Source organism: Chryseobacterium sp. LJ668 (genome assembly GCF_019613955.1).
GTDB lineage: Bacteria > Bacteroidota > Bacteroidia > Flavobacteriales > Weeksellaceae > Chryseobacterium.
Map to the genome: position 1 here is coordinate 2,013,557 of NZ_CP080443.1, position 25,885 is coordinate 2,039,441.

At 35.3% G+C, this 25,885-nt stretch carries 24 protein-coding genes and 1 riboswitch; of the genes, 10 read left to right on the forward strand and 14 right to left on the reverse strand.

Translation table 11 applies throughout. The features are described from left to right. Positions 1–81 precede the first annotated feature (81 nt). Both K0U91_RS09400 and K0U91_RS09405 read left to right on the forward strand, forming a co-directional pair. A complete protein-coding gene (locus tag K0U91_RS09400) occupies positions 82–600 on the forward strand; it encodes a DUF1761 domain-containing protein (RefSeq protein ID WP_219970453.1) in 519 nt (172 codons plus the stop codon). A 44-nt stretch (positions 601–644) separates the two neighbouring features. Further along, on the forward strand, positions 645–1,778 hold the full coding sequence (locus K0U91_RS09405) for a peptidogalycan biosysnthesis protein (protein WP_220180557.1): 1,134 nt from the start codon (positions 645–647) through the stop codon (positions 1,776–1,778). On the opposite strand, the gene K0U91_RS09410 is transcribed toward K0U91_RS09405, so the two are convergent. Then, complete coding sequence (locus K0U91_RS09410) at positions 1,779–2,642, reverse strand: glycoside hydrolase family 25 protein (RefSeq protein ID WP_220180556.1); 864 nt, start codon at positions 2,640–2,642, stop codon at positions 1,779–1,781. A gap of 65 nt (positions 2,643–2,707) precedes the next feature. Between K0U91_RS09410 and K0U91_RS09415 the strand changes: the two genes are divergently transcribed. The 6 genes from K0U91_RS09415 to K0U91_RS09440 all read left to right on the forward strand — a co-directional run bounded on the left by K0U91_RS09415 (position 2,708) and on the right by K0U91_RS09440 (position 7,642). Further along, positions 2,708–3,970: an NAD(P)/FAD-dependent oxidoreductase gene (locus K0U91_RS09415; protein WP_220180555.1), complete on the forward strand. Its 1,263-nt coding sequence runs from the start codon at positions 2,708–2,710 to the stop codon at positions 3,968–3,970. After that, positions 3,967–4,641 carry a tRNA (guanosine(37)-N1)-methyltransferase TrmD gene (trmD, locus tag K0U91_RS09420; RefSeq protein WP_220180554.1) on the forward strand — a complete coding sequence of 225 codons (675 nt, stop codon included), beginning with the start codon at positions 3,967–3,969 and terminating at the stop codon, positions 4,639–4,641. The genes K0U91_RS09415 and trmD overlap by 4 nt, the downstream gene beginning before the upstream one ends. Positions 4,642–4,925: 284 nt before the next feature. Further along, positions 4,926–5,861, forward strand: a complete 936-nt coding sequence (locus K0U91_RS09425; protein WP_220180553.1) for an endonuclease/exonuclease/phosphatase family protein — start codon at positions 4,926–4,928, stop codon at positions 5,859–5,861. A 27-nt stretch (positions 5,862–5,888) separates the two neighbouring features. Beyond that, positions 5,889–6,359: an Lrp/AsnC ligand binding domain-containing protein gene (locus K0U91_RS09430; protein WP_219970459.1), complete on the forward strand. Its 471-nt coding sequence runs from the start codon at positions 5,889–5,891 to the stop codon at positions 6,357–6,359. A gap of 6 nt (positions 6,360–6,365) precedes the next feature. Beyond that, positions 6,366–7,109, forward strand: coding sequence for a deoxyribose-phosphate aldolase (gene deoC / locus K0U91_RS09435; protein WP_220180552.1), 744 nt, complete (start codon positions 6,366–6,368; stop codon positions 7,107–7,109). 218 nt (positions 7,110–7,327) lie between these two features. Then, entirely contained in the window at positions 7,328–7,642 is a 315-nt protein-coding gene (locus K0U91_RS09440; RefSeq protein WP_220180551.1) for a hypothetical protein, read from the forward strand. 130 nt (positions 7,643–7,772) lie between these two features. Here the strand turns inward: K0U91_RS09440 and dusB are convergent, their stop codons facing one another. From dusB to K0U91_RS09470, 6 genes are all read right to left on the reverse strand, one after another. After that, positions 7,773–8,768 (reverse strand): tRNA dihydrouridine synthase DusB, encoded by a 996-nt coding sequence (gene dusB / locus K0U91_RS09445; RefSeq protein ID WP_219970462.1) that lies wholly within the window; start codon positions 8,766–8,768, stop codon positions 7,773–7,775. Between the two features lie 60 nt (positions 8,769–8,828). Further along, complete coding sequence (locus K0U91_RS09450) at positions 8,829–9,095, reverse strand: Trm112 family protein (protein ID WP_220180550.1); 267 nt, start codon at positions 9,093–9,095, stop codon at positions 8,829–8,831. Beyond that, complete coding sequence (locus tag K0U91_RS09455) at positions 9,092–9,721, reverse strand: thiamine phosphate synthase (RefSeq protein WP_220180549.1); 630 nt, start codon at positions 9,719–9,721, stop codon at positions 9,092–9,094. Before K0U91_RS09455 ends, K0U91_RS09450 begins: the two co-directional genes overlap by 4 nt. Continuing rightward, positions 9,721–10,770 (reverse strand): AIR synthase family protein, encoded by a 1,050-nt coding sequence (locus tag K0U91_RS09460; RefSeq protein WP_220180548.1) that lies wholly within the window; start codon positions 10,768–10,770, stop codon positions 9,721–9,723. Before K0U91_RS09460 ends, K0U91_RS09455 begins: the two co-directional genes overlap by 1 nt. Continuing rightward, positions 10,767–11,489 (reverse strand): class I SAM-dependent methyltransferase, encoded by a 723-nt coding sequence (locus K0U91_RS09465; RefSeq protein ID WP_220180547.1) that lies wholly within the window; start codon positions 11,487–11,489, stop codon positions 10,767–10,769. Before K0U91_RS09465 ends, K0U91_RS09460 begins: the two co-directional genes overlap by 4 nt. A 69-nt stretch (positions 11,490–11,558) precedes the next feature. Continuing rightward, positions 11,559–11,647, reverse strand: a riboswitch (TPP riboswitch). A 63-nt stretch (positions 11,648–11,710) separates the two neighbouring features. Continuing rightward, positions 11,711–14,896 (reverse strand): hypothetical protein, encoded by a 3,186-nt coding sequence (locus tag K0U91_RS09470; protein WP_220180608.1) that lies wholly within the window; start codon positions 14,894–14,896, stop codon positions 11,711–11,713. Positions 14,897–15,092: 196 nt separating this feature from the next. Here K0U91_RS09470 and K0U91_RS09475 point away from each other — a divergent pair, with 196 nt between their 5' ends. Continuing rightward, positions 15,093–16,082 carry a T9SS type A sorting domain-containing protein gene (locus K0U91_RS09475; RefSeq protein ID WP_258319621.1) on the forward strand — a complete coding sequence of 330 codons (990 nt, stop codon included), beginning with the start codon at positions 15,093–15,095 and terminating at the stop codon, positions 16,080–16,082. 163 nt (positions 16,083–16,245) lie between these two features. Continuing rightward, positions 16,246–17,103, forward strand: coding sequence for a lamin tail domain-containing protein (locus K0U91_RS09480; protein ID WP_219970465.1), 858 nt, complete (start codon positions 16,246–16,248; stop codon positions 17,101–17,103). A gap of 48 nt (positions 17,104–17,151) precedes the next feature. Here K0U91_RS09480 and K0U91_RS09485 read toward each other — a convergent pair whose 3' ends face one another. The 7 genes from K0U91_RS09485 to K0U91_RS09515 form a co-directional block, all read right to left on the reverse strand. Then, entirely contained in the window at positions 17,152–19,971 is a 2,820-nt protein-coding gene (locus K0U91_RS09485) for an aminopeptidase (protein ID WP_258561916.1), read from the reverse strand. Between the two features lie 58 nt (positions 19,972–20,029). Then, positions 20,030–21,403, reverse strand: a complete 1,374-nt coding sequence (pyrF, locus tag K0U91_RS09490; RefSeq protein ID WP_220180546.1) for an orotidine-5'-phosphate decarboxylase — start codon at positions 21,401–21,403, stop codon at positions 20,030–20,032. A 128-nt stretch (positions 21,404–21,531) separates the two neighbouring features. Further along, a complete protein-coding gene (locus K0U91_RS09495; protein WP_219970467.1) occupies positions 21,532–21,879 on the reverse strand; it encodes a YkvA family protein in 348 nt (115 codons plus the stop codon). An 82-nt stretch (positions 21,880–21,961) separates the two neighbouring features. Next, entirely contained in the window at positions 21,962–22,501 is a 540-nt protein-coding gene (locus K0U91_RS09500; RefSeq protein ID WP_219970468.1) for a TlpA family protein disulfide reductase, read from the reverse strand. Then, positions 22,498–23,061 (reverse strand): thioredoxin family protein, encoded by a 564-nt coding sequence (locus tag K0U91_RS09505; RefSeq protein ID WP_220180545.1) that lies wholly within the window; start codon positions 23,059–23,061, stop codon positions 22,498–22,500. The genes K0U91_RS09500 and K0U91_RS09505 overlap by 4 nt, the downstream gene beginning before the upstream one ends. A 17-nt stretch (positions 23,062–23,078) precedes the next feature. Next, the gene (aroC, locus tag K0U91_RS09510) at positions 23,079–24,149 is read right to left on the reverse strand and encodes a chorismate synthase (protein WP_220180544.1); all 1,071 of its coding nucleotides are present in this window, start codon (positions 24,147–24,149) and stop codon (positions 23,079–23,081) included. Positions 24,150–24,196: 47 nt separating this feature from the next. After that, positions 24,197–25,837: an LIC_10190 family membrane protein gene (locus tag K0U91_RS09515; protein WP_220180543.1), complete on the reverse strand. Its 1,641-nt coding sequence runs from the start codon at positions 25,835–25,837 to the stop codon at positions 24,197–24,199. Between the last annotated feature and the right edge of the window lie 48 nt (positions 25,838–25,885).

Below are 25,885 nucleotides of genomic sequence, written 5' to 3' on the forward strand. Positions count from 1 at the left end.
AAATATTACAGCTTTTGAGGATATTATATATTTGTAAACTTTTTTAAGTAGATTTGAGAAACTAAACTATAATTATAAACTATGTTAGAAATCAACTTTTTGGCAATACTTTTTGCCGCTTTTATCCCTTTAATCATGGGATTTATTTGGTACAATCCAAAAGTTTTCGGGAAAGCCTGGATGCGAGAAACAGGTTTAACTGAAGAGAAATTGAAAGGTGCAAATATGGGAATGGTATTTATCATCTCTATTATTTTATCTATTATGATGAGTTTTTTCCTACAGATGGTAACCATTCATCAATTTGGTGCGATGGGAATGATCGGCGGTGACGAAAATTTAGCTAAACCTTCTTACACAGCATTCATGCATGATTACGGTACGGCCTTCAGATCGTTTGGCCATGGCGCTCTGCATTCGTTCATGACGGGGATTTTCTTTGTTTTTCCTTTAATTGCCATCAACGGAATGTTTGAAAGGAAATCCTGGAAATATATTTTTATCAATACAGGTTATTGGACGATTACCATCACTATAATGGGCGGAATTATCTGCGGTTGGTATGCTATCGACGGCTTTAATCTGGTAACTCCAAAATAATACAATCTAAATCTTAAATATAGGCTACATTTGTAGCCTTTTTTATGTCTTATACTTTTAAAAAATATAAATCTTCGTCAGAAATTCCGCACAATTGGAATGATGTGATCGGTCGGCATAATATCATGCTGTCCAAAGAATATTTCGTAACATTAGAAACTTCATGTCCCGAAAATATGAAGTGCTTTTATGTTGGCTTTTTTAATGAAGATGAATTGATCGGCGGTGCTTTGTTTCAATACTTGAATTTTATTCAGCATAAAACATTTCAAAAAGATGAAACATTTTGTAATGTGAAAAACTTTACAGCTAAAAAACTCAGCAAAAACGTGATGATTTTGGGTAACAATATGCTGACCGGACAAAACGGATTTTATTTTGATGCTTCGAAAATCACCGTTGATGAAGTAATTTGTCTTATAGATGAGGCTGTCCGGGAAATTCAGAAACAGGAGGGCAAAACTTCACTCATTATTTACAAAGATTATCAGAAGGGTTTTATTAAATATTTTCAAGACAAAAATCACCGGTCATTTTACAGATTTTCAGTGCAGCCAAATATGGTTTTAAGTTTAAAAGAAAGCTGGTCGACTTTTGAGGATTATCTCAACGCGTTTTCAACAAAATATCGTACACGGGCAAAATCTGCAAAGAAAAAGATAATCGGAATTAAAAAGTCTACAATGAATCTTGATGATATCAGGAATCATCAGAAAAAGATGAATCTCCTCTATCAAAATGTCGCTGAAAATGCGCCTTTCAATACTTTTTTTCTTACCGAAAATCATTTTGAAAGCATGAAGGAATCTTTGGGAGAAAATTTCAAAGTATTCGGATACTATCTTGATGAAAAGCTGATAGGTTTTTATACATTAATTCTTAATAATAAAGATATTGACACTTATTTTCTCGGCTATAACAAAGCGCTTCAAAAAGAAAAACAAATCTATCTCAATATGCTTTTAGATATGGCAGAATTCGGAATTACAGAAAAATTTAACAGGATAATTTTCGGAAGAACCGCATTAGAAATTAAGTCGACAATTGGAGCACAGCCCGTGGAAATATTCGGATTAATCAAGCATAATAATTTTTTGATCAATCAGTTCATGGAAAGAATTTTCAAATCATTCAATCCTGTTGTTGAATGGATTCAGAGAAAGCCGTTTAAATCATAATTAATCTAAAGTCATTCTCTTTAACGACCAGATTCCACCGTTATATACATCCAAATCAACTTTGGTATTGATTCCGTACACAATTCCTTTTTCGCTAAACTGCCAAAAATCCCACTGATCATCGGGCGATGGGGTAGGAACGTCATTGTAATTGGCCATCCAGAGCGGGTAATCATCAAATTCGCCTTTTAGGAAATCTTTATAGTAATGATAATAAGTGTAGATGATGGGTTTTTCACCATACGTTTCTTCAACGATTTTACACCAGATTTTCAGATCTTCAATAAGCTTTTTATTAGATTTTCTTCTCGGTATTTTTTCAATATCTAAAATCGGCGGAAGGTCACCGCTCTCCAATTTTACATTCTCAAGAAAATTATTTGCCTGAATGATGGGGTCTTCATCGGCTCTGTAAAAATGATAAGCCCCACGAATGAGATTATGTTTTATTGCCTGCTGCCAAAAGTCGTCAAAATGTTTATCTGCGCTGCGGTTTCCCATGGTTGCCCGCATTACTACAAAGTCAAGCGGTATTGTTTTATTTCCGATGCTTAAGCTGTCCCATTTAATATCTTCCTGGTTTTGATAATGTGAAATATCAAAACCATACGTTTTATCAAGGTTATTACTGATGATTTTTTGTATCCTTAAAGTTTCTTTTTCGCTGTTCTCAAGTTTTTTGTGAGTAAATTTATTAAAGTATAAAGCATAATAATAAGTGATGGATTGCTTGAGATAAAGCCCCGTTCCCAACAATGCAATAATCAGGAGTCCTAATACGATTTTCCGCCGAAAAAGATAATTCTTCCGCCGTGTCTGATGGATGCTTTTAGCAGTTTTTTTGGTGTACTTTTTAGAACTCATAAAGTTTTGCAAAACTAACTTTTTAAGCCGTAAAATACTAAATAAAATAAGTAAATTTGTGTACTATGGAAACACGCGAAAAGATCATCATCATCGGAGGAGGCTTTGCGGGGCTGCAGCTTGCGAAAACATTAAACAATCAAAATAAAAAAGTAATTGTTCTTGATAAAGTAAACCACCACATGTTTCAGCCGCTATTCTATCAGGTGGCATGTGGAAGAATAGAGCCTTCCAATATTTCATTTCCCTTCCGTAAGATTTTTCAGCAATCAAGAAATACACAGTTTCGTCTCACAGATGTTAAGGAGATTATTCCCTCGCAAAATAAAGTGATTACTGACGGAGCAGATTTTACATATGACAGGCTGATTATTGCGACGGGTTGTAAAACTAATTTTTTCGGTAATAAAGATTTGGAAAGTAAAGCTTTTGGGATGAAAAACACCCAGGAAGCCATCGGGATCAGAAATAATATCCTAATGACTTTTGAAAGGCTGATTCTTGAAAAAAGCCGGAGCGATGATGGAAATTGGAACATCGTTATTGTAGGAAGCGGGCCGACTGGAGTAGAATTAGCAGGAGCATTTTCGGAAATGAAAAAAGAAATTCTTCCCCGCGATTATCCGTATATGAATTTTAATAATCTAAAAATCATTCTGGTCAGCTCTACAGAAAAGCCTTTGGCAGTGATGAGCCCCGAAGCGCAGCAGCAATCTGAAAAATATCTGAAGGAGCTTGGTGTAGATTTTATGAGCGGAGAAGTTGTGACAGACTATGACGGGGATAAAGTATTTTTGAAAAGCGGAAAACAGATTCCTTCAAACAATGTAATCTGGGCTGCCGGAGTTATAGGAAATGTGGTTGACGGTTTTCCTTCAGAAAAGCTGATCAGAAACCGATATATTGTTGACAGGTTTAATAAAATTAAAGGTTATGAAAATATATATGCGATTGGTGATATCGCATACATGGAAACTCCTAAATATCCTCAAGGTCATCCGCAGGTTGCTAATGTGGCCATCAACCAGGCAAAAAATCTAGGCAAAAATTTCCTGAAGAAAAATGTAGATAAGTGGGCCGAGTATGAATACAAAGATCAGGGTTCTTTAGCCACCATCGGAAAACACAGGGCTGTTGTCGATTTACCCTTCATTAAATTTCAGGGGTTTTTGGCATGGTACTTTTGGATGTTTTTACATTTAATGCTTATTTTGAGCGTACGAAATAAACTGGCCATATTTTTTAACTGGATGTGGAGCTATTTTAACAAAGATTCGTCCTTACGTCTGATCATTTCCCCAAGTAAAAAAAATAACACGCAGCAATGAGAATTGATATAATAAGCGTACTTCCAGAATTGATGGAGAGTCCGTTCAGAACTTCTATTTTGAAGAGAGCAGTTGATAAAGGTTTGGTAGAAGTACATTTTCATCAGTTGAGAGATTGGTCGATCAACAAACACAGACAGATTGATGACGAGCCTTATGGCGGCGGTGCCGGAATGGTCATGATGATCGAACCTCTGGATAAATGTATTTCTGAGCTTAAATCTCAAAGAGATTATGATGAAATTGTTTATCTGACACCCGATGGCGAAACACTGAATCAGAAAATATCCAATTCTCTATCTATAAAAAATAACCTGATTTTCCTTTGTGGCCATTACAAAGGTATAGATCAGAGAGTTCGTGATCTTCATATTACTAAAGAAATTTCCATCGGAGATTTTGTACTAACAGGTGGCGAATTGGCAGCCTGTGTTCTGGCAGATTCTATCATCCGTCTCGTTCCGGGAGTTTTGAATGATGAGCAGAGTGCATTGACCGACAGCTTTCAGGATGATCTTTTGTCACCTCCTATTTTCACAAGACCCGAATCTTATAAAGGATTAGACGTGCCTAAAATTTTATTGAGCGGAAATTCTGCTAAAATTGAAGAATGGAGACATGAAGAGGCGGTAAGAATTACACAACAAAAACGTCCGGATTTACTTAAATAAGATCGGTTTCAATTACATTTTTATCAATAAAAACCTAATTAGCGATTTTTAACAACATTTTGGCTGGTTTTTTGTTTCTGAGATAAGAATTTTTATGATTATATTCATGAATTATTTAAAATTTTGATGATAATAAATTAACAAGCTTGCGATTATGTTAAATTTTATTGCATATGGATGAAAATTTAATTATGAAATATGGTATGATACTTAAAAAAACAATAAATTTACAGTCTGAATTTAAAATTTGAGTTTTTAAGAGTTGCCCATAGAAAAACGTGTAGATGGAATTGTTTGCTTTTTATAATGTAGAAAATCTATTTTTGCCAGATCCGCCGCCTAATCACAGGCTCGATCCCACAACATCGGGGCTCAAAAACTGGGATGATAGAAAATACAGGGATAAGCTTTTCAAAATTTCTCATGTTTTTCAACTAATGAAAGAAGAGACAGGTATTTTACCATGTTTGATTGGGCTTTCTGAAATTTCAGGAAGAAAGGTTTTGGAAGATCTTGTGAAAATGAGCCCATTTAATTCACAGTACGGAATCGTGCATTACAATTCTATGGACGAAAGAAAGGTAGATGTAGCCTTACTTTACGATAAGTCGAAGGTTGAAATCATAGATTCTGAAGCCATCACTTTTTTCTTTGAAATCGTCGATAAAAACCCTGAAAATTACGATACAACAAGAGATGTATTGTTTTCTAAAGTAAAATATAAGGAGGAGATCATCAATGTTTTTGTAGCGCATTTGCCATCAAAACGTGAAAAAGATATCAATCAGCCAAAAAGGGAATATATTTTGAATGAGATCAGAAACAGAATTCTCCAAATTGTGAATGTGGAAAAAGAAAATGTTATTCTGTGCGGTGATTTTAACGAGAATCCGGATGACGAAAATTTGGTGAAAATCCTTTTCGATGATACCCATCAGAAAATATTGGTCAATCCTTTTCAGGAGCTCTATTCGACTCAAAATTATTCAGCTTTTCATTATAAATCGGGTCTTTTATTTGATCAGATTTTATTATCGCAGTCTTTTTTTGATGATAATAATGGGTCTTTATCATTTTATGATGCTAAAATCTTTAAACCCGAAAAATTGAGAAGCAGACATAAAATGTTTACAGACAGACCTTTCAGGACCTTTGCAGGAACCCGTTATTTGGGTGGTTACAGTGATCATTTTCCTGTTTTTGTAGTATTAAAAAAGTAAATGACAATATAAAAGTAATAATCTAAAATGAAAAACTCAACCAGTACAAGCTATCATTTAGACCCTTTGGATAAAGAAATAATCTATATGTTGATGGATAACGCAAAAAGTTCATTAGCATTTATTTCCAAGCAAGTAGGGATCTCAACCACAGCTGTGCATCAAAGAATTAAAAAATTAGAACATGCAGGAGTTATAGAAAACTCTATTTCGTTCCTAAACCCTAGAAAAATAGGATACAAAGTAGTATCGTATATTGGGATGTTTCTCGATCAGCCAAGTCATTATCCGGAAGTTGTAAAATCACTGAAAGAAGTAAATGAAGTGGTAGAAGCACATTATACAACAGGGAACTATACGATTTTCCTTAAAGTGCTTTGTAAAGATAACGACCATCTGATGGAGATTTTAAACAAGCTTCAAAAAATGAAAGGCGTAACAAGAACTGAAACTTTTATATCTTTGGAGCAAGGTATCTACCGACAACTCAAAGTATAATTTGTAATGAATATTGCCCAGTATTTAGATTCAACATATTTAAAGACACCTTCACAAACCGGGATTTCTGATATAGAAACTCTTAAAAAAGTGAAAGATCTTGCGCAGGAAGCTATTGATTATCAATTGTATGCCGTAATGATCCGTCCGGATTATGTTTCTGAAGTTAAGAAATATATTGATGAGCAAAATTCTGATGTTTTGGTAGGAACAGTCATCGGTTTTCATGAAGGAACTTATTCAGTCAGAGAAAAGTTGGCAGAAGCGATACAAGCAATAGAAGACGGCGCCGATGAATTAGATTTCGTGATCAATTATTCTGAATATTTAAAAGGAAATCTGGAATATGTAGGAGAAGAATTTCTAACGTGCACACAAGTATGCATCGAAAATCATAAAGTTGCGAAATGGATTATCGAAATTGCCGCTCTCACCGACCAGCAAATCGCGGATCTCACGAAGCACATTTCCAATTGGGCAGAAGAAAATTTTTCTGAGAATGATTTATCTAAAATTTTTATAAAATCATCAACGGGTTTTTACGAAACCAGAGACGGAAAACCAAACGGTGCCACGTTTGAAGGTATTAAGATCATGATCGATAATGCTGGTAAACTTTCCGTAAAAGCAGCAGGTGGTGTACGAACTCCCGAAGACGCCGAAAAGATGGTCAGTCTTGGTGTCAAAAGGATAGGAACTTCTTCAGCATTAGCTTTACTTAAAAATGAATCTTCTTCGGAAACATATTAAAATAAACAAACCCATCAAATTCTGATGGGTTTTGTGTTTCTATATATTTTCTGACAACTTTATTCAACCTCCCGGTGGAAACGCTGAAACAGTTTTAAGTATTCTTATTTCAACCAATAACGAAACCTCAAGAACCTGATCCTTCCGGAAAACAAACCTGAAAAAATTTGATTTTAAGTAAAATAAAGTAGTAATTTTAATCTTAATTTTTAAATACAATGAAAAAAACAATTTCAATTCTGACAATTTTATTGATTATGTTATCTGCCAATGCACAAGAAAAACAGACTGTAAAACAAACAGTGAAAAAAGACGCTCAAGCTGTAGAAAATGCTGTTAAAAAAGGAGCCGACGCAACTAAAAAAGGTGTTCAGCAAGGAGCAAAATGGACGGGTAATACCGTAAAAAAAGGAGCCAAAGCTACAGAAAAAGGGGTGAAAAAAGGCGCCAATTGGGTAGGTGATAAAAGTAAAAAAGGCGCAAAAGCTGTAGAAAAAACATATCAAGACGTGAAAACTGATATCAAAAAGTGATTTCTTTTTTCAAGTATAATAGAAATAATAAACCCATCAAATTTTTGATGGGTTTTGTTTTATGTAAATTTGAAACATTAAGAATCATATGCACTTCAGTATAAAAATAATCTTTACCTAAAACTGAATATTAAACCTGGACCTGATATTCCGCGTAAAACCCTTCAGTTTCCTTGATCACCTCATCCATTTCTTCCAAAGAATATACTTCCAGAAACTTTCTTCTGAAGTCCTTGAAATGAGGAATTCCTCTGAAATAATTGCTATAATGCTGTCTCATTTCAATTAATCCCAATTTTTCACCTTTCCATTCTGCGCTCCATTCTGCATGCTGACGAACCGCTAAAAGTCGGTCTGAAATTGTAGGAGCATCAAGATGTTCTCCTGTTGCAAAGAAATGTTTGATTTCATTAAAAATCCACGGATAACCGATTGCGGCACGACCAATCATTATTCCGTCGCACGCATATTTATTTTTATATTCTAAAGCTTTTTCGGGCGAATCGATATCACCGTTTCCAAAAATAGGAATTTCGATATTCGGGTTTTGTTTGATTCTTGAGATGTGTTCCCAGTCGGCCTCACCTTTATACATTTGTCCACGCGTTCTTGCATGAATCGTCAATGCTTTGATTCCAGTTTCCTGAAGACGTTCGGCCACTTCATCAATGTTGATTGAATTGCTGTCCCATCCCAAACGGGTTTTTACCGTTACTGGAAGACTTGTAGAGTTTACAACAGCTTTCGTGAGACGAACCATCATATCCACATCTTTCAAAACTCCGGCACCGGCTCCTTTGCAAACCACTTTTTTTACCGGACAACCAAAATTAATGTCAACCAAATCAGGGTTTACGGTTTCCACGATTCTTGCTGACATCGCCATTGCTTCTTCATCACCGCCAAAAATTTGAATTCCTACAGGTCTTTCGTAATCGAAGATATCCAGCTTCTTTCTGCTTTTTATCGCATCACGGATCAGGCCTTCAGAAGAAATAAATTCTGAATACATCATATCTGCGCCGTGCAATTTGCACAATCTTCTGTACGGTGGATCACTCACATCTTCCATCGGAGCGAGCAAAAGCGGAAATTCCGGCAGTTCTATGTTGCCAATTTTTATCATGGCGCAAATTTACGAAATTCTAAACTTTTGACATTTTGAAATTATCTATTGCTGTTATTGTTACGAAATCAGTCTGAAATTCTCCACTTTTTTATCTTCCAAATATTTCTTCCAGCGTTCTAAAATGGGTTGTTCAAACTTAAATTCACGGTATTCATCGGGTGACATGATGGGGATTCCGCTGATGATCGGGTAGATTCTTTTGCAAGTGTCACAGATCAGTAATCCTTCTATAATATTTTCTGTTTTATCCTGTGAAATGATGGTTAAATTTAAATCTGATATGTCAAACGGACAGCATAATTTTTCTATGGTTTTTATTGTCATTGCTTAATTTTTTGATGGTAATTATTAATAGTTTCTGACGGATTTTCTGCACTCATAATTCCTGAGACAACCGCTATTCCGTCATAATTTAAATGATTTAAATTTTTAATATTATTTAAATCAATTCCACCGGCTAAGAAAATTTTTCCGCTAAAAATGCTTTTCGCTATCTGAACGGTTTCAAAGTCGACCAATTCACAACTGTTGACTGTTTTTGATGGAAACATCGAGCAGAAAGAAATATAATTGAACCGATGTTTTTCAGCATATTCGATGGTTGAAAGATCATTGTTGCAGGTAATTCCAACGATGAAATCACGGTTTATTTCTTTTTTAATTTCATCAATATTTTCAGGGATTTCATTAAAATGAACTCCATCCAAAGAAATTGGCTTTAAATATTCCCAGCGGTTATTGATAATCAACGGAATATTGTTTACTGAAATTATTTCATGAATTTTTAAAAGAATTTTTTCAATATTTTGATCTTCATTAAAATTATCCCAAATCTGAATAGCCGATATTTTTTCTTTCACAATTAAATTTAATTTAGAAAAAAGAATTTTCTCTTCTATCGAAGGATCAATAATCAAATAGATTCCCGATTCTATGGTTTTCTTTTTCATTATTTCCAACCGTTTTTATAAGCGTTAAAGAAAGCTTTCCAGTAAGGATCTTCTTCGAAGTACAGTAAATCATTTGCTTTTGCGTTTTCAATTAATTTGATCCCACTAGATTTTTCGGTAATGGTTCCAACTTGTGTGCACGGAACATGATTTAATTCTAATCTTGAAATGATTTCCGAAGCCTTATCTTTTTTACAAGTAATAATCATCGAACCCGCACCAATGCAATATCTTGGATCCAAAGAAAACAGATTGCAAACTGCTGACTGTACATCGCCAATCGGTAGTTTTTCATTAAAAACTTCGGCACCATTTCCTGATGCAACCGCCAATTCGTAAATCGCTCCTAAAACACCGCCTTCTGTCACATCGTGCATCGCTGTCACGCCTGAGTTTTCAATTTGCACTGCGGCCAAAGCGTCTTTTAAAGATGAGGTTTCATAAAACGAAGCTGAAGCTGAATAGTAAAATTCTTTTCCGATCTTATTTTTAACGGTTTCTGGAAAACTCATCGCGAGAATTGCTGCAGATGAAAGTGCGCTTGTTTTGGTTACTAAAATTGTATCGCCAGGTTTTGCGTATTTTGAAACTAGAATTTTTTCTTTTGGAGCAATAGTAATCAAAGTTCCGCCGCCTGCCATGGTAGAATTTTGTCCTTCGATAAATCCGGTATGTCCGCCGGTGATGGTTACACCAATTTCTTTGCAGAATTGATGGATGTAATTCCAGTAAATTTCAAAATCATTTTTAGATAGGTTTGCCGGAAGATTTAAAACGAACTGTCCGAACATCGGTGCGAAACCTGTCGTCGCCATATCATTCGCCATCAGATGAACCGATAGCCAAGCCGATTCTTCCAAACCCAAAGACGGAATCAAAGACAGCGGATCGCTCGTTAAAGCCATCGCTTTTTCGCCATCCAAATCGACTACAGAAACGTCTACGCCAAATTCAGGACCTACACGTACTTCCTCACGATCTTTTCCGCATCGATGTTTTAGAAAATCTTCAAATTGAGAATGATTTATTTTCCCTAATATTTCACTCATTCCACATCATTTAGCTGAATGTATAAACCAAAGAAATCGCCGACCGGAACATTCCATTGTTGTAAAGGAAACCATTTTGGAAGCCCAGTACATGTCCATTCAACCGTATATTTTCTTCCGACCAAAGCTTTTTCAATAATCTTGGTTAGCATTTTCGGAGTGTAAAAAGTTGCTGTCACATAGAATGGGTTTTTTCCAAACAGCTGCTGTGCTCTTCTCCTTGCAACCTTCGGAGAGTTTCTGTTCATCATTCCCATTGCAATTCCGTATTTGGCAACACGAGCTGCTTCACGAATGACTTTTACAGGATCTTTGTAATATTCAAACGTTGTGATAAATGCCAGTGAATCGAAAGAATGATCTTTAAAAGGCATAAAGTGTGAATCTGCCATCACCAAATCACCATCAAAAAGATGAATTGCCTGTGACAGCATCAACGGCGAAATATCTCCACCGGTTGCTTCAATACCAATATTTTTCCACCAGCGGGTAAATCGGGTAGTGCCACAGCCGAATTCTAACAGTGTTTTTATTCTTTGATCTTTGGAAACTAGCTGTTCCATTACTTTTTTCTGCCAGATTTCGGCACGTTTGTAACGACCTTCATACCACAATTCGTAGGTGTCGGTATGTTCTCGGTTGAAAAACCACTCGGGTCTTCCTTGCCAGTTTTTGTCTTGTTGGGGGATAAGTTCTCCGGAATACTTTGTTACTTCCATTTTATTTTATGTTGATTTATTCAGTTCAGACCACAGATAGGCATGCGAACGAATAAAGCATAAAATGAAAATATTTTAAGCAGACATCCCTACGTTGGCATTATCCAAATCAGGTCATCGGGTATAATCTCAGCCTTGCGGCACCCCGTGTTTATTACAACAAATATAGGAAAATATTAATAATGAGTAATTATGTATCTGACATGTAACATCTAACCTATTTAGAAACTAGCTTTCACCTGCATGCTTCCAATGTGAATTGTACGGTCACCAGAATTTCTTCCTTCATAATTTAAATTTAATTGTAAAAAAGAATTGATTGCCTGCTGTACAAAAACACTCCATACCTGGTTTTTCCCTGGCTTCAAACCGTCGAGCATTTGGTTTCCTACGATGCTGAAGTTGTTCCCGGTAAAATTGTTGTTGATGAAAGAGAAGTTTCCTCTGATAGAAGTCTTCCTACGCTCCCACTGAAGCGTTCCGGTGATGTCAAAAGCTTTCAGAAGTTCTTCGCCGTCCACTCTTTTCTTTTCCCGGTAAGCAGATGAAAATTCTGCCTGTATGGCATCTGTAAATTTGTAAGTTGCTTTCGGCTTTGTTTCAAAATTATTCAGTCGGTAATCTCTCGTAGCAAAAAGCTGTGAGGAGTTTTGCAGATCGTGCACAGAGTTTTCCCAATCGACCCTGAATTCTTTATTAAACCAATATCCGAGATTCACGAAATGGGAAGTCTGATTCCGTTCTTCGTTGCTGAAATTGGCATTGATGAGGTTGTCGTTGGAAATGAATCGATAATTTCCGTTCCAGCCTGATTTTTCAGTTGGATTAAACTGTACCGAAGCTAAAATATTTTGGTTCTTGAGAATCTGATCATCACTTTTTTCAAAAGGATTTAAAACTAAAACTTTTTCTCTTTTAAAATATGAGTTTTGAGAATTTAAAGAAACATTAAAATTCCAACGTTTTAAGAATTTATTTTCAGAATTAAAAACAATCGCAGGATTGACGAATAAAGCTAACTGTAATTTATTTTTGTTGGAAGGAATATACCGCACCGAATTGGTGTAAATCCTTATATACTGCGCCAAATCCGAATATTCGGCAATTTCAAATTCGTCAAGCTGCTGAACGCCGTCACCGTTGTAATCGGTCCATTTGTAAACTCCCTGTCCGTCAGTCACTTTAATGTATTGGAACTCACGCTGTGCCTCCTGTCCGTTTCCTAATTCGTAAAATGCCTGAAGACGCATTCCGTTTTTAAATAACTGTTGATTGTACAGTAGGTTTCCCACAACAAAATCTTTATTCTGATTCATGTCCGCATCTTCATTTTTATAGAAGAATTTTCTGTAATGAATCAATGCATTCAAAGTGGTTTTTTCTGTTTTAATTAATTGGCTTTCCGCCATGAAGCCTAAGATTCGGTTCATATTTTGAAGCCTATTGTCGCGTACCGAGTCATTATCTCTGACATACATTTTAGCCAAAAGCTTGGTTCTCGTACTATCACCGATTTTTTTCTGAACAAATAATTCTTTCCAGCTGAAACTGGTGACATCCATCAATTGGGTTTCATTAAATTTCTTTTCATTATGCTCCATACTTCCACCCAATGCCCAACTTCCTTTTGTGCCGGTGTATTCTGTCGCGACACCACCACGGATGAATTTTGTGTCCTGCAACGTTGCGTTCGTATCCAAGTAAGACAAGTTTCCTTTTGTGAAGAATTTTCCTTTGATCCAACCAAAATCCAGATCATTTTTAATTCCTTTATATGAATCCTGTTCGTCAAGATAGTTGAGACGATAGTTTAAAACTGATTTATTATTCCATTTATTCAAAAAGTTAAAAATAAACCTGTTTTGGGTTCTGCCGCTAAACTCCTGAGCTAAGTTGAAATCTCTCGAAAACTCTACATCATTGATACGGTCAAGAATATGGAATTGTTTGTCGATGTATTGGTATTCAAAGCTTGGCGTTCCTTTCCAGCTGTTTTTTGTAAATGTCTTATTTCCGAAGATTCTTGCGGCGTACCCCAAGTTTTGGTCGGAATCTTTTGACGAAAATAAATTGAGATCGTAATTGCTTAATGAAATATCTGCACCTATTTTTCCATCTTTTAAAAGATATTCAGAATTTACCGTGTAGACCTGGGATTTTTGTGGTGAAGGCAGTTTTCTGACCGCACGATAATCTCCGGAATTTGGTCCCGCATATTCAAAAACACGTCCGTTATTAGTCGTCTGTACCAGTTTATAATCCCCAAGATTAACTCCGAAATAAGTAAATGAAACAGTGTATAACGTTTGAGTAACGTCTGTCGAAAACTGATAGTAATTGCCATTTGGATCCTGGATAAGGCTGTACAAAATTTTGTTGACATCATATTCTGAAACTACTCCGGATGGCGCATACATCAAATTGAGATCATTTCCGGCGTCGGCTAAAATCTGCTCGTCTTCTTTAGATAGATTTAATGCTAAAGGTGCGTTTTTATTGTCATTCTCCATAAACCAGTTGAGTCCGATTCTGAATTTCTCACGCTGATGCTCCAGCTTTCCGGTAAATAAATATCTTGAATAGTTTCGGTTGGTGTAATTAAAAGAAATGGTAATAAAATTCTGCTGGAAGATTGGTCGGAAACTGGTAAAAGTAACCTCACCTGTGTTGTAATTGATGATGTAATCCTGGTTTTCACCACGCTTCATCAAAATTCCATCAATGAAAACCTGTTCTGATCCTGAGATCAAAGTAATAAACTGTTCGCCGTTCTTTCCGGTCAGACGATAAGGTCCCTGGTTGCCTTCAACACCTTGAAAACGTATTCTGTGAAATTCACTTCGTGCAACCCCCATTGAAACATCCACAAAAGTTTTGTTTTCGGTCCCGAATTGTGTCTGAAACTGAAGCCCCATACTTCGCCGCTGATATTTCGCAAAATAATTCTTATCATCTACCAAATCCAAATGCCCGGCTCGCAGAATTGATTTGTCTTTGATGTTAAGCTGCATGTAAATCTTATCAAATTCTTCCAAAGTCTGTGTATATCCATCGGCCTGAATCGGTAGATTATGATCTGAAATACTAGCTAAAACCGTTACATCTTTAGAAAGCCTTCCGGAAATTTGGAGATCCATTGAACTCTGTACGGACTGGCCTTGGTTATTACCAAAAGTGATCCCTCTAATAATGGAGCCTTTAGAATTTAATTCACCTAAAAACCTTTTTTTGTCGTTTTTGGCAAGCACGGCTTCATCTACGATAATTCTATTGCTGGTCTTCACAAAATCCATTGTGTCTTTTGCGAAAATGTCCTGTTCAAGCCTTACTGCAAGTATGCTGTCTTTTTTTAAGCTGTCTTTAGGAATGTTAGGATTTTTCCACGAGAAAATTTGAGCATTATACAAGGATAAGCTCAAGAAAAAAACTAAGAATATCAGTATAGAATTCCGCAAGTTTTTGAAAATAAGTGGTAAAAATAGCTAAAAAATGCGAACAGTAGGCACTTTAGTGTTATTAACAAAAAATTAACCTTAATATTGTTTCAAATGTAAAATTTGGCTTAATTTTGCGGTATAAATTATTAATAATAAAATTTAAGTTATGAAAAAAATCTTTACAATCGTAAGTGTTTTTGTGATAAGTGCAATTTCGCAGGCTCAAAGTACTTTACCATATTATGACGGTTTTGCTTACAGCGGAACAGCTTTACAAACTCAAACAGGATGGACAGCCGCTAATACAGGTGATGATATAGCAATTGTTTCTGGTAATCTGTCATCAACTTCCCTTCCTGCTCCAACTGGAAATAAGATCAGTTTTGCAGGTGCAGGTATTGATGCAGGTCTTACACTTAATGCTATTAGCACCGGTACAGTATATTATTCTTTCCTAATAAATCCAATTTCAATGGCAGGAGTTACAGATGCAAATGGCGGGTATTTAGCATATTTCAACCAAAATACTACTAATTTTGGAGGGTCATTGTGGACCAAGCGAGTAGATGATAATACTTTACAGTTTGGATTAGAAGTACGAACTGGCACCGCAGCAAATACTACATGGACTGGCAACTATGCTGTAAATCAAACTTATCTAATTGTGGTTGCATACACATTTAATGCTACAGGAACTAGTGATGATACTGTTAAATTATGGGTTAATCCAGTTACTGGGGGAAGTATTGAACCTACACCAACTATTACTGATACTCATACAGGTACAGATCTAGTGAATATTGCAGGCTTTATGTTTAGACAAGATAGTGCTACAGAGACTCCAAGTGTAGAAATTGATGAATTAAGAATAGGAACAACTTGGGCTCAAGTGACGCCTTCAGGTACTTTAGCTGTTTCAGATCTTAACAAATCAAAATCAAACTTTGTAAAAAATACTTTCGTTAAAAACGAAGAAATCACTTTCGGTTCGGATGTAAAAGATATTAAAATCTATACTCTTACAGGTCAGGTTGTAAAAACAGCTTCTGTAAAATCTAATGAAACATTAAATGTTGCTGATTTACAAAAAGGAAATTATATCGTTACAGGAACTATAAATAATCTACCTGTTTCTCAAAAGATTTTAAAGGATTAATTACTCTATAAATATCTTATCAAAAACCATTTCTTTCTGAAATGGTTTTTTTGTTTTTCATAGATAAATACTATTAATAATAATTTATCTATAATTATATATGTTTATATATTTTGGTATAAATTTTGTTAATTTTTTATCGAATCAACCAAATATTACCATTATGAAAAAAGTATTTACTTTTATCGGACTCGTTTCGATAGCAGCATTTTCTGATGCTCAGATTGTGATTAATGAAATTTATACAGGCGGCGGAATTCTAGGAGCTACCTTAACAAATGATTTCATCGAATTGAAAAATATTGGGAACACAACAGCTTCGCTTAATGGAGCAACAATTCAATATGGCTCGGCAACCGGTCCGTTTACCCAATACCATACTTTACCCAGTATCACCTTGCCACCGGGACAGACCTATCTTATTCAGGAAGGTTCTGATGGCGGCGGAATTATCAATCTTCTTAATCCTAATTTAATTGTCAATGTAGTACTTAATTTAGATGGAAGTGGCCCTGTCGCAGGTGTAGGCTTAGCAATCGGACTTACCTCGGGAAAAGTTGCTCTGGCAAGTAACACAACACCGGTGACTGGCCCTACTGCATCCAATGTTTTAGATTTTGTAGGTTACGGTTCGGCTAATCAATATGAAGGCTCAAGTGCGGCTCCGTCACCAACTATTCTGAATTCAATATCAAGAATCACCGGTGATACCAATAATAATGGTATAGACTTTACGGCCTCTCTTGCATCACCACAGTCCGGAACTTTAGCGGTGAACGATGTATACAACACTTCTGTAAGATCCAATTTTATAAAGAATACATTGGTGAAAAACAATGAGATCGTCTTTGGATCTGATGTGAAAGACCTGAAAGTATATACCCTTTCTGGTCAGCTGGTAAAAACAACTTCTGTAAAAGCTAACGAAACGCTGAATGTTGCAGAATTACAAAAAGGAAATTATATAGTGACAGGAACCGTAAATAACCAACCCGTTTCTCAGAAAATTTTAAAAGATTAGATTCAATTTAAATGAATAGAGAGCTGTCAATCGACAGCTTTTTTTTGTTTAATACCAACCTCTTCTCGCAGCATTAATAATAGTGCTCAGATTAAGAATTAAAGTATATCTGATGCGTTTGCCATAATCTTTAAAGCCCGGTTCAAAGCCCAAAGATGATTGCACAGGAAAATAAATCTCAAGAAAATCGGGGATCAGTCTTACTTTTACGCCGCTGTCCCAGATAAACTGCGTAGGATTGTTTTTATTTTTATAAATTCCGGCATCAGCATAGATGTGGAAAATTTTCCATACGCTTGTATCTACATTAAATGAGGTAATCCATTTATTCACCGTCCCCGGAATAAAAGATTTAAAACCGCCATCAGCCAAAACAAATTGCTGTGAGAGAATTCCGCCTGTTGCACTTTGTCCCAGAAGATTATAAGAAAAAGAGTAATCAGAAACTCTGGAAATTCCGTAATCAAAAGTGTTGTTACGAGTTTCATTTCTGGCAAAATATCCTGCAAATAATCTTAAACTCAATTTCTGCCGTGGTGCAAATTCCCATCGGTAAAAAGCTTCGGCCGTGATTTTATTAAAATCCTGCATCGCCTGAGTACTGATACTGAAGCTTTTCTCATGAATCATCTGATTGTCGGCATATCCGTAGCCCAATGACCATAGATTGTATTGATCGTAATCACGGTCTGCTATCATTTTGGCATTCAGATCCCTCTGAAAATAATTATAGGAAAAGCTGATGCCGCGGCTCACAGTACTTCGTGGGTCTTTTCTAAAATTTATATTAGAATACAGTGAAGCTTTTTGGTATGCTAAATCATAGTCGTAATGAAAATAAGAACCCGAAACCCCAAAAGTCAGACTTCTGATAACGCTTTCCGCAGGAAGAAAAGAGTAGGCCACCGAACCAGAACCGGTGAGTTTCCCCGTTCCTGTACTGAAAGATGGAGTGATAGAATATAAAAACTTTTGATCAAACAAGGACTGATTTTTAAAATTCATACCGATCAGAAATTTATCATAGGTATTGGTGAAACGTATCCTGGGATTCAGATAAATTTCATTAAATTCCGGATTGGGGATGTCTTTGATCAGTTTAAATTTAATTTTTTTTGAATTTGAAAATAAACCTTTTGTGTACAAAAAATTGTCACGATAATTTGCCTCCGGGAAAATATAATCATCATTTAATGTGATCTTATAGATGTTTTCCGCAGGAAGATTGACGGTTTTTAATCTTTCATTTTTTTCGGTTTCTATCCAGTAAGATTTTATTTCGCCATCTTTGGTTTGGGTTTGCAGCTTAGCAGGAATGGCATCATCTGTATTTTTTGCAATTCTGATCTGTAGTGAATCATCTTTTGTTTTAAATTTTTTGAGCTTAAAATTAACCCTGTTTTTATGTTTCAAAAACTGCGCTAAATAATCTGTAGATGAGTCTTTTTCTGAAAGCTGTTTTAGAAATTCTTCAGGATTGATCTGCTGATCTTTGTTTTCTGCAATATATTTTTTAACTAAATCATTAAAGTTCTCTTCACCCATTTTATCAGCAGAGAAACTGAAAAGGCTTCCCATTTCAAAGCTACTGATAGCCATATCATTAAAATTACTCAAAGCTGAAAATGGCTCATCAATTTTTTGGTCAAGATTCTGTGACATGATGTATTGATAAGCCAAACCGTAACGGTCGAGCAACTTCACATCTGAAGCATGAAACCATTTTAAAGGTTTTATTCCAAACAGGCTGGTTTCAGGTAGATTGCCTAAAAGTTTTGCTTCTCCGTAGAATTTTTTGAGATACTGACTTTCCAAATATGATTTCAGTCCGTTCTTAAACCAATGATGGTCTTGTTTATCGGCAATAATGCTTTCGTCTAAAATTTTCTTCGCAATAATTCCAAAATAATCAAGATCTACCTTTTCGGCATCAGTAAAAAGTTTGAATTTAAATTTCCAGAAACTGATGTCGTTATTCCCAAAAAAATCTTCTTTAGCCCTGAACTTATCTGAAATAAATAATCTTTCCGGTACAAAACCTATTTTCTCTTTGATAAACCTTAGATGAAGCGGAAGGAAAAATTCTAAATTCTGAATTTCCTGCGGGCTGATAGCATACCCGAATTTGATCTCAGTATGAATGTCTTCCGTATTTATTTTGATCGCTGGGAACTCATTTTGCGAAATGATAAATTCTGGATCAGAATCTAAATATCCTTTAAAAGAGTTGATATTAGCTTGAGGCAGATTTCCTTCTACAAATAAATTACCAGGAACGTCAAAATTAATTTTCCAATGGGTATTGAAATTTACGGATTCTTCGATGTCGTTATAATTTCTTTTAGAAGTGTTGCTCGGATCGAAGTGATCGGGAACAATAAAGAAATATTTTAAGGCAATGCTGTTTTCCGAAGTTCCGTAGCCTGTAAATTTTTTATCAGGAATCTGCACCTTATACTGAAGCTGCAATTTAATGCTTTCACCAGCTCGCAACGGCTGATTTAGAACAAAAAATAAATTTTCTTCAGAGGCGTCATTTTTAGAAACAGTTTGATTATTATCGCTGTCAATTTTTAGAGTTAAAATCTTACCGAGGTCTTCAGGTTTGGCAAAATGAAGAGCATTGTTTCTATCTTCGAGTTTTCTGTATACCAGAGAAGTTCCGCGTTTGTTGTAAGCAGCTGCCCAGTTGAGGAGTTTTATACTGTCCAAGGGTTTTTCAGAATGATTATGATAGATAATCTCCTGACTGACCTCAAGTATCTTCCTGTCCGGAGATAATTTTGCGGATATAGTGATGCTGTCTTTTTGTGCAGAAACCTGTACAATTCCCCAAAACAGAATAAAACAAATGCTAAACTTTTTCAATATCGATGACAAGTACCAAATATAACGTAATTTTGATTATAATTTTGAAGAATTTATGTTATACCATCTTCTTGTCTAGAGAATCTAAATAGGCTTTCCAACCTTCATTTTTGTAAGTTGCAGCAGCTTCTCCGGGTTGCTCAGACTGATAAATTCCTCTTCCAACAATGACAAAATCGGTATGCAGAGTTTTGAAAACGTGTTCCGGTGTATTGTATTGTTGTCCTTTGCCGTCCCCGGAATCTGCTAAATTAACACCAGGTGTAAATAATAAAATCTCTTCCGGAATTGCATTTTGAGAAACTCCACCAATCACATTGGGATGAGACAGGGCAATTTTTAAAGCTTCTTCTCTGTAACTGTTTGTCGTTAGAGTTCCTTTTGAAGACATTCCGATGATCGCAACAACACCTACATTTTTGAAACAGTCTAAAGATTCAAATCCTCCGATCACCTGAGAAGTTACAAAATCTGCCCAATCTGTAATTCTGAAAACCCCGCTTGTAAACTGAAGTCCCTGCGTATTTCCAATGTCGGCAAATTTTCTGTCTTCCATCAATAAAAACTGATGTTTTGTTGCCAGTTCCTTAAGTGGAACGATGGTATTCTGATAATCAAAATCAGAAATAATATCTATGTGGGTTTTTAAAGCGATAATATGCGGACCTACTTTTTCCGCCAGTTCTAATAATTCCTGTGTTGTGGTAACGTCGGCAGATGCAATAAGATTAGATTCTTTTGCCAGAGCAATTTCTAATAATTTTTTTGAAACAGAATGTTGAGCAGTTTCAAATTTTTCTTGATAGGAAAGTCTAGTTTTTTCTTCAAACTGGATGTGATTTCCGGCAAGAAAATCCTGAATTCTCTTCACTTCATCGTCAGAAAGCTCACCTTCTTCCTGAAGAATGGTGCAAACTTCTGAAATATTAAAAAGTGTATGTACTCTGTATCCTTTACTTTCTAAAAGCTGTTTACCCCCTTGTTCTCTGTCTAAAACGACAACAATATCGGCAACTTTCAGATCTTCCTGCTCAATTTCAGCAATTGTTTCTACTAAAGATTTCCCGGAAGTGATCACATCTTCTACCAGAAGACAGTTTTGCCCCTTCTGGTAAATTCCTTCGATCATTTTTTTGGTTCCGTATTCTTTGGCTTCTTTTCTTTTAATAATTAATGGAATATAACTTTCAAGAGACATTGCAGTAGCCATCGGAAGAGCAGCGTAAGGAACTCCACAGATCAGGTCAAAATTATCCAACGGAAGCATTTCCAATAAGTAATTTGCTAAATTTTTCAAAATTTTAGGATCTGAAGCTAAGGGCCTTAAGTCTACATAAAACGGACTTTCGATCCCACTTTTTAGTGTAAATCTTCCGAATTTGATGATGCCGAGTTTGTAGCACTCCAAAAAGAATTCTTTTTTACTTTCCATTATTTTTTATTAGATAATTGCAAATTTAAGGATTTGAAAGGGAACTGGGAAATGTGTATGAATATAGATGATTTATTTTCTGATTCATACGAATAAAAAAAACCATCCTTTCATGAATGGTTTCAATTTTATTTCACAATTTCGGCATCAATTATCTTGGTGTCGTTTGTGCTGTATTTACGTTCGGCTTCCCAAAGTAAAAATTTGTCAACTTCCTTAATCAGTTTAGGAATAGCTAATGATAAAACTGCCAAGTCATCTAACACTCCGATTACAGGAACTGCAATCTCAGGCAGGAAATCTATTGGAGAAATCACATACAAAAGGCCAATTAATGGTAAGATAATGTCTACCGACCTCATAGGATATGCTCCTTTTCTCCACATTTTCACCATTCTGAAGATGTCTGGAATTTTTTTTACAAAGCCTTTGTGGCTGATAGCCTCTTTGGCTAAATTGAGTTTTGAATATTTCATTTTGTGTTTATTTTAAAAAATAATTTTAACCCTTTCAATTTCGCAAATACTATACCAACTAATTATAAAATTAAGTTAAAAGTTATTTAATGATATTATCAATAAATTGATGTTTAGCTTCTGAATCCCAGTCTGTAGCCGCATCTTCTTTAATGAGAATTCTACCGTTTTCATTGAGTAGGAACGTTGTGGGGAAAGCTTTAGGAAGTATTTTTTCAGAAATAGGGCTTTGTGCAATGTATACGGGAACTGTATACTTATTTTCTTTCAGAAATTTTCTTACCGCCGGTTCTTCATCTTTCATGGCAATCAATACAAAATCAATGCTTTCTTTTCTTTTATCATAAAGTCTTTGGATGGAAGGCCATTCTTTTCTGCAAGGCGGGCACCAAGTACCCCAAAAATTTAAAAAAACAGGTTTATTCCTGAAGTTTTTCATATTGGTACTCGGAACATTTATTCCCTGAAGATCAATATCGTAATCATCTGCTTCAATATGCACGGCATTTTCTATGGTGGCAATCGGGAAAAACATGTCTTTCAGAGAATTTCTAATGCCTGGAACAAGAAACACAGCTCCTAAAACGACAAAAATAATGATGTAAGTGATTAATTTTTTCATAATAATTCTAGAATTTCCTGAATCGAATCTTTTCCTCTGTTTCTGGAATAGTAGATTTGAAGATCATTGTAAAATAATTCTTTCGTATATTCTTCAGGATTTGCTTTGTATTTTAACAACAACTCGTGTCCGAATTTTGGTCGCGGTCCCCAAGTATTTTTCACGTTAAAGTCTTTATCTAGTATAATAACTTTCGGGATAGACTGCGTTCCATTGGTCAAAAATTGATCAATTAAGCTGGTGTCGCTGTCCCTCAGGAAAATTTTCACTTCATTCTGACCTTCAAAAAATTTCACTAAAGCAGGAACCGTAGCGCTTGCATCTCCACACCATGCTTCAGAAATAATTAAAATCTTTCCGTCAAAATTTTTAGACCTCAATTCGTTCAGTTGCTCTTCATCGATGACAAACTTTTTCAGCGTTCTGTCCATTCTCTGGATGCCGAGTTCATAATATTGCTTATACTCAGTATCTTTATGGTTTTCAGGATTAATGAGTCTCTGATTGGCAATTTGAAGGTACTCTTCGAAGCTGATTGCTTGGTTCCAGTAATTTTGCATTACTTAAATATTTATGTTTAAAATTGATTTAAATTTCTCGTTTTGCTGATCAGATACAGATCCGCCAAAACAAAAGCCGCAAGACTTTCCACAACAGGCACTGCTCTCGGAACAACACATGGATCATGCCTTCCTTTCCCATCGACAGTTACTGCATTTCCATCTTTATCTACGCTTTCCTGCGGTTGCAAAATTGTGGCAACAGGTTTGAAAGCAACCCGAAAATAGATGTCCATTCCGTTTGAGATTCCTCCCTGAATTCCACCGGAAAGGTTTGATTTTGTCGTAAAATCTGTATTGAAGGCATCGTTATGTTCGCTTCCTGTCATTTTTGCACCGCAAAAACCACTACCGTACTCAAAACCTTTGCAGGCGTTGATATTCAGCATTGCTTTTGCCAGTTCGGCCTGTAATTTAGAGAAAACAGGTTCGCCAATTCCTACAGGAACATTTTTGATGACACAGGTAATTGTTCCACCAATCGTGTTGCCTTCTTTTTTGATTTCTTTGATTTTTAAAATCATTTTTTCAGCAGTTTCAGTATCCGGACAGCGAACTTCATTGCTTTCTGTTTTAGAAAAATCTAGAGCCTGATAAGGTTTTTCGCAGAAAATTTCTCCAACAGAAGAAACGTAAGCGTTGATTTCAACATTTTTTAAAAGTTGTTTCGCTAAAGCTCCCGCAACGACCCAATTGATGGTTTCACGGGCAGAAGATTTACCACCACCACGATAATCCCGGATTCCGAACTTCTGGTCATACGTAAAATCTGCATGACTTGGTCGGAAAGATTGTGCGATGTGGTCGTAATCTTTCGACTTCTGATTTTCATTTTCAATCATAAAGCCAATGGGTGTTCCTGTCGTTTTTCCTTCAAAAATCCCTGAAAGAAATTTTACTGTATCACTTTCTTTTCTTTGTGTAACAATGGCTGATTGGCCGGGTTTTCTACGGTCTAATTCGTACTGGATTTTTTCTAAATCAATTTCCAAACCTGCAGGAAAATTATTGATGATTCCGCCATACGCCAAACCGTGACTTTCACCGAAAGTCGTGAGGCTGAGCAGATTCCCTAAAGTATTGAGCATAGTACAAAATTACCGATTTTTATCGGGATAAGAAAGTCTTTGAATAGTTAGAATTTATATTGTTTTTTAATTTCCTCTGTGATTTTTTTGACCTGTTTTTGCTCTTGCAATGTCATTTTTTTTGAGACAAAACCTTTACGCATATTGTTTTTATCAATCAGCTGTGGAAAGATTCCGGCTTTTTGGTAATCAAAAACAAAACTTGCTGAAATTGCAGGAACCGGTGTATCAAAGTTGAACGGATATTTTTCTGAAACATTAAAGTTTAAATTTCCAACTTCAAAAGAATGGAATTTTTTATATTCGTATATAGAAGGTTTGTACCATTGTTTTTCTTCAAATTTCCCCATAAATGATAACATTCTGTAACTCGGAATAAACTTCACAAGGACCGTAGGAAAAGTCATGAATCCAATAACTATTATGGATAAAAAAGAAAAAATTAAGATTGATTTTTTTTGATTAAAATAGGTATAAAATATTACAAAAATAATCACAAAAAAAACATCAATAAAAAATCTGTACTGTGCTGAAAATAACAAAACTAAAACACTTTTTATAATCAATGATATACAAATGAAGGTAATGATTTTGTTTTTTTTGATGAATGTAAAAACGGTAAAAATGACTAAACTTAAAACAAATGCTATATTAATTACAGATTTAATTCCATCAAGAAAAAGCCAGTTTTTGATATAATCAAGAGCAGAAAATTTCTGAATTTCTGCAAAAGTATGTTGATTGTCATAGGTTTTTTGAAGAGCATATTCGGAAGAGGATTTTAGTAATTCTGCATCGGGTTTCCAGATGAATCCAAAGTCGATTACCGGAACAGGAAATATCGGATATCCGAAGGTCCAGATGTTTTTCATGAAAAATAATAAAAGGATAAAAATTCCGGGAATCAGAGTTTTTAATGTAGATTTAATGATAAAGACAGAGTAGAGCAGACTTAAAATAGGCAGCCAAATCATTGTGGGCTTTATTGCAAAAATAAATAGTGAAAAAGCAAAAATGAATCTTGTGTTTTTATCGCCTGATAAAATTTCATTTAATAAAATCAAAGAAAATATAATTACCGGCAGATCCGGACTTGGTGACTGTGAAAACAACAATAAAATAGGTAGAAAGCATAATTGAAGCCAGCTCTTTTTTTCGATAATGTAAATGGAATAAATTATAAGCAGAACAGCATTTATTCTTAAGAAAGGATCTGCAAAACTTGAAAATCCCGCCTGGAAAATATGCCACAAAGACATTTGACCGAGTACAAGATCCAGATTTGAAATACCTTTTACCAATCCATATTGTTTCAGCCATTCTATACTAGGCAAATAATATCCAAAATGATCTAATATGTAAGGATAAAATGAACTGCAAAAAATAATTATAGCCGAAGTTATTGCTGACAAAACATAATTTTCCTTTGTAAACTTATATATTTTCAGGTAGAGCTTTTCTTTAAAAAAGCAGAATAAGCCAAATAAAATTGTAGGAATTTCAACATTTAGATTTAAAGGAATAAAAAATGCAAGAATCGTCCAGATCACGCAGATTCCAAAAATCCCGGATGTCAGTTGTCCAGAAATTCCCTCAAATATCTTAGCTTTAAAAGTGCCTTCAAGAAATTTTCCCCAACCTAAAAGGGTAGGTATGATTATTATTGTTGTAAGAAGAATAAACAGCATAAAAAAAGATTGCTTAAAAATAAGCAATCTTTTATTGTTTCTGAAATG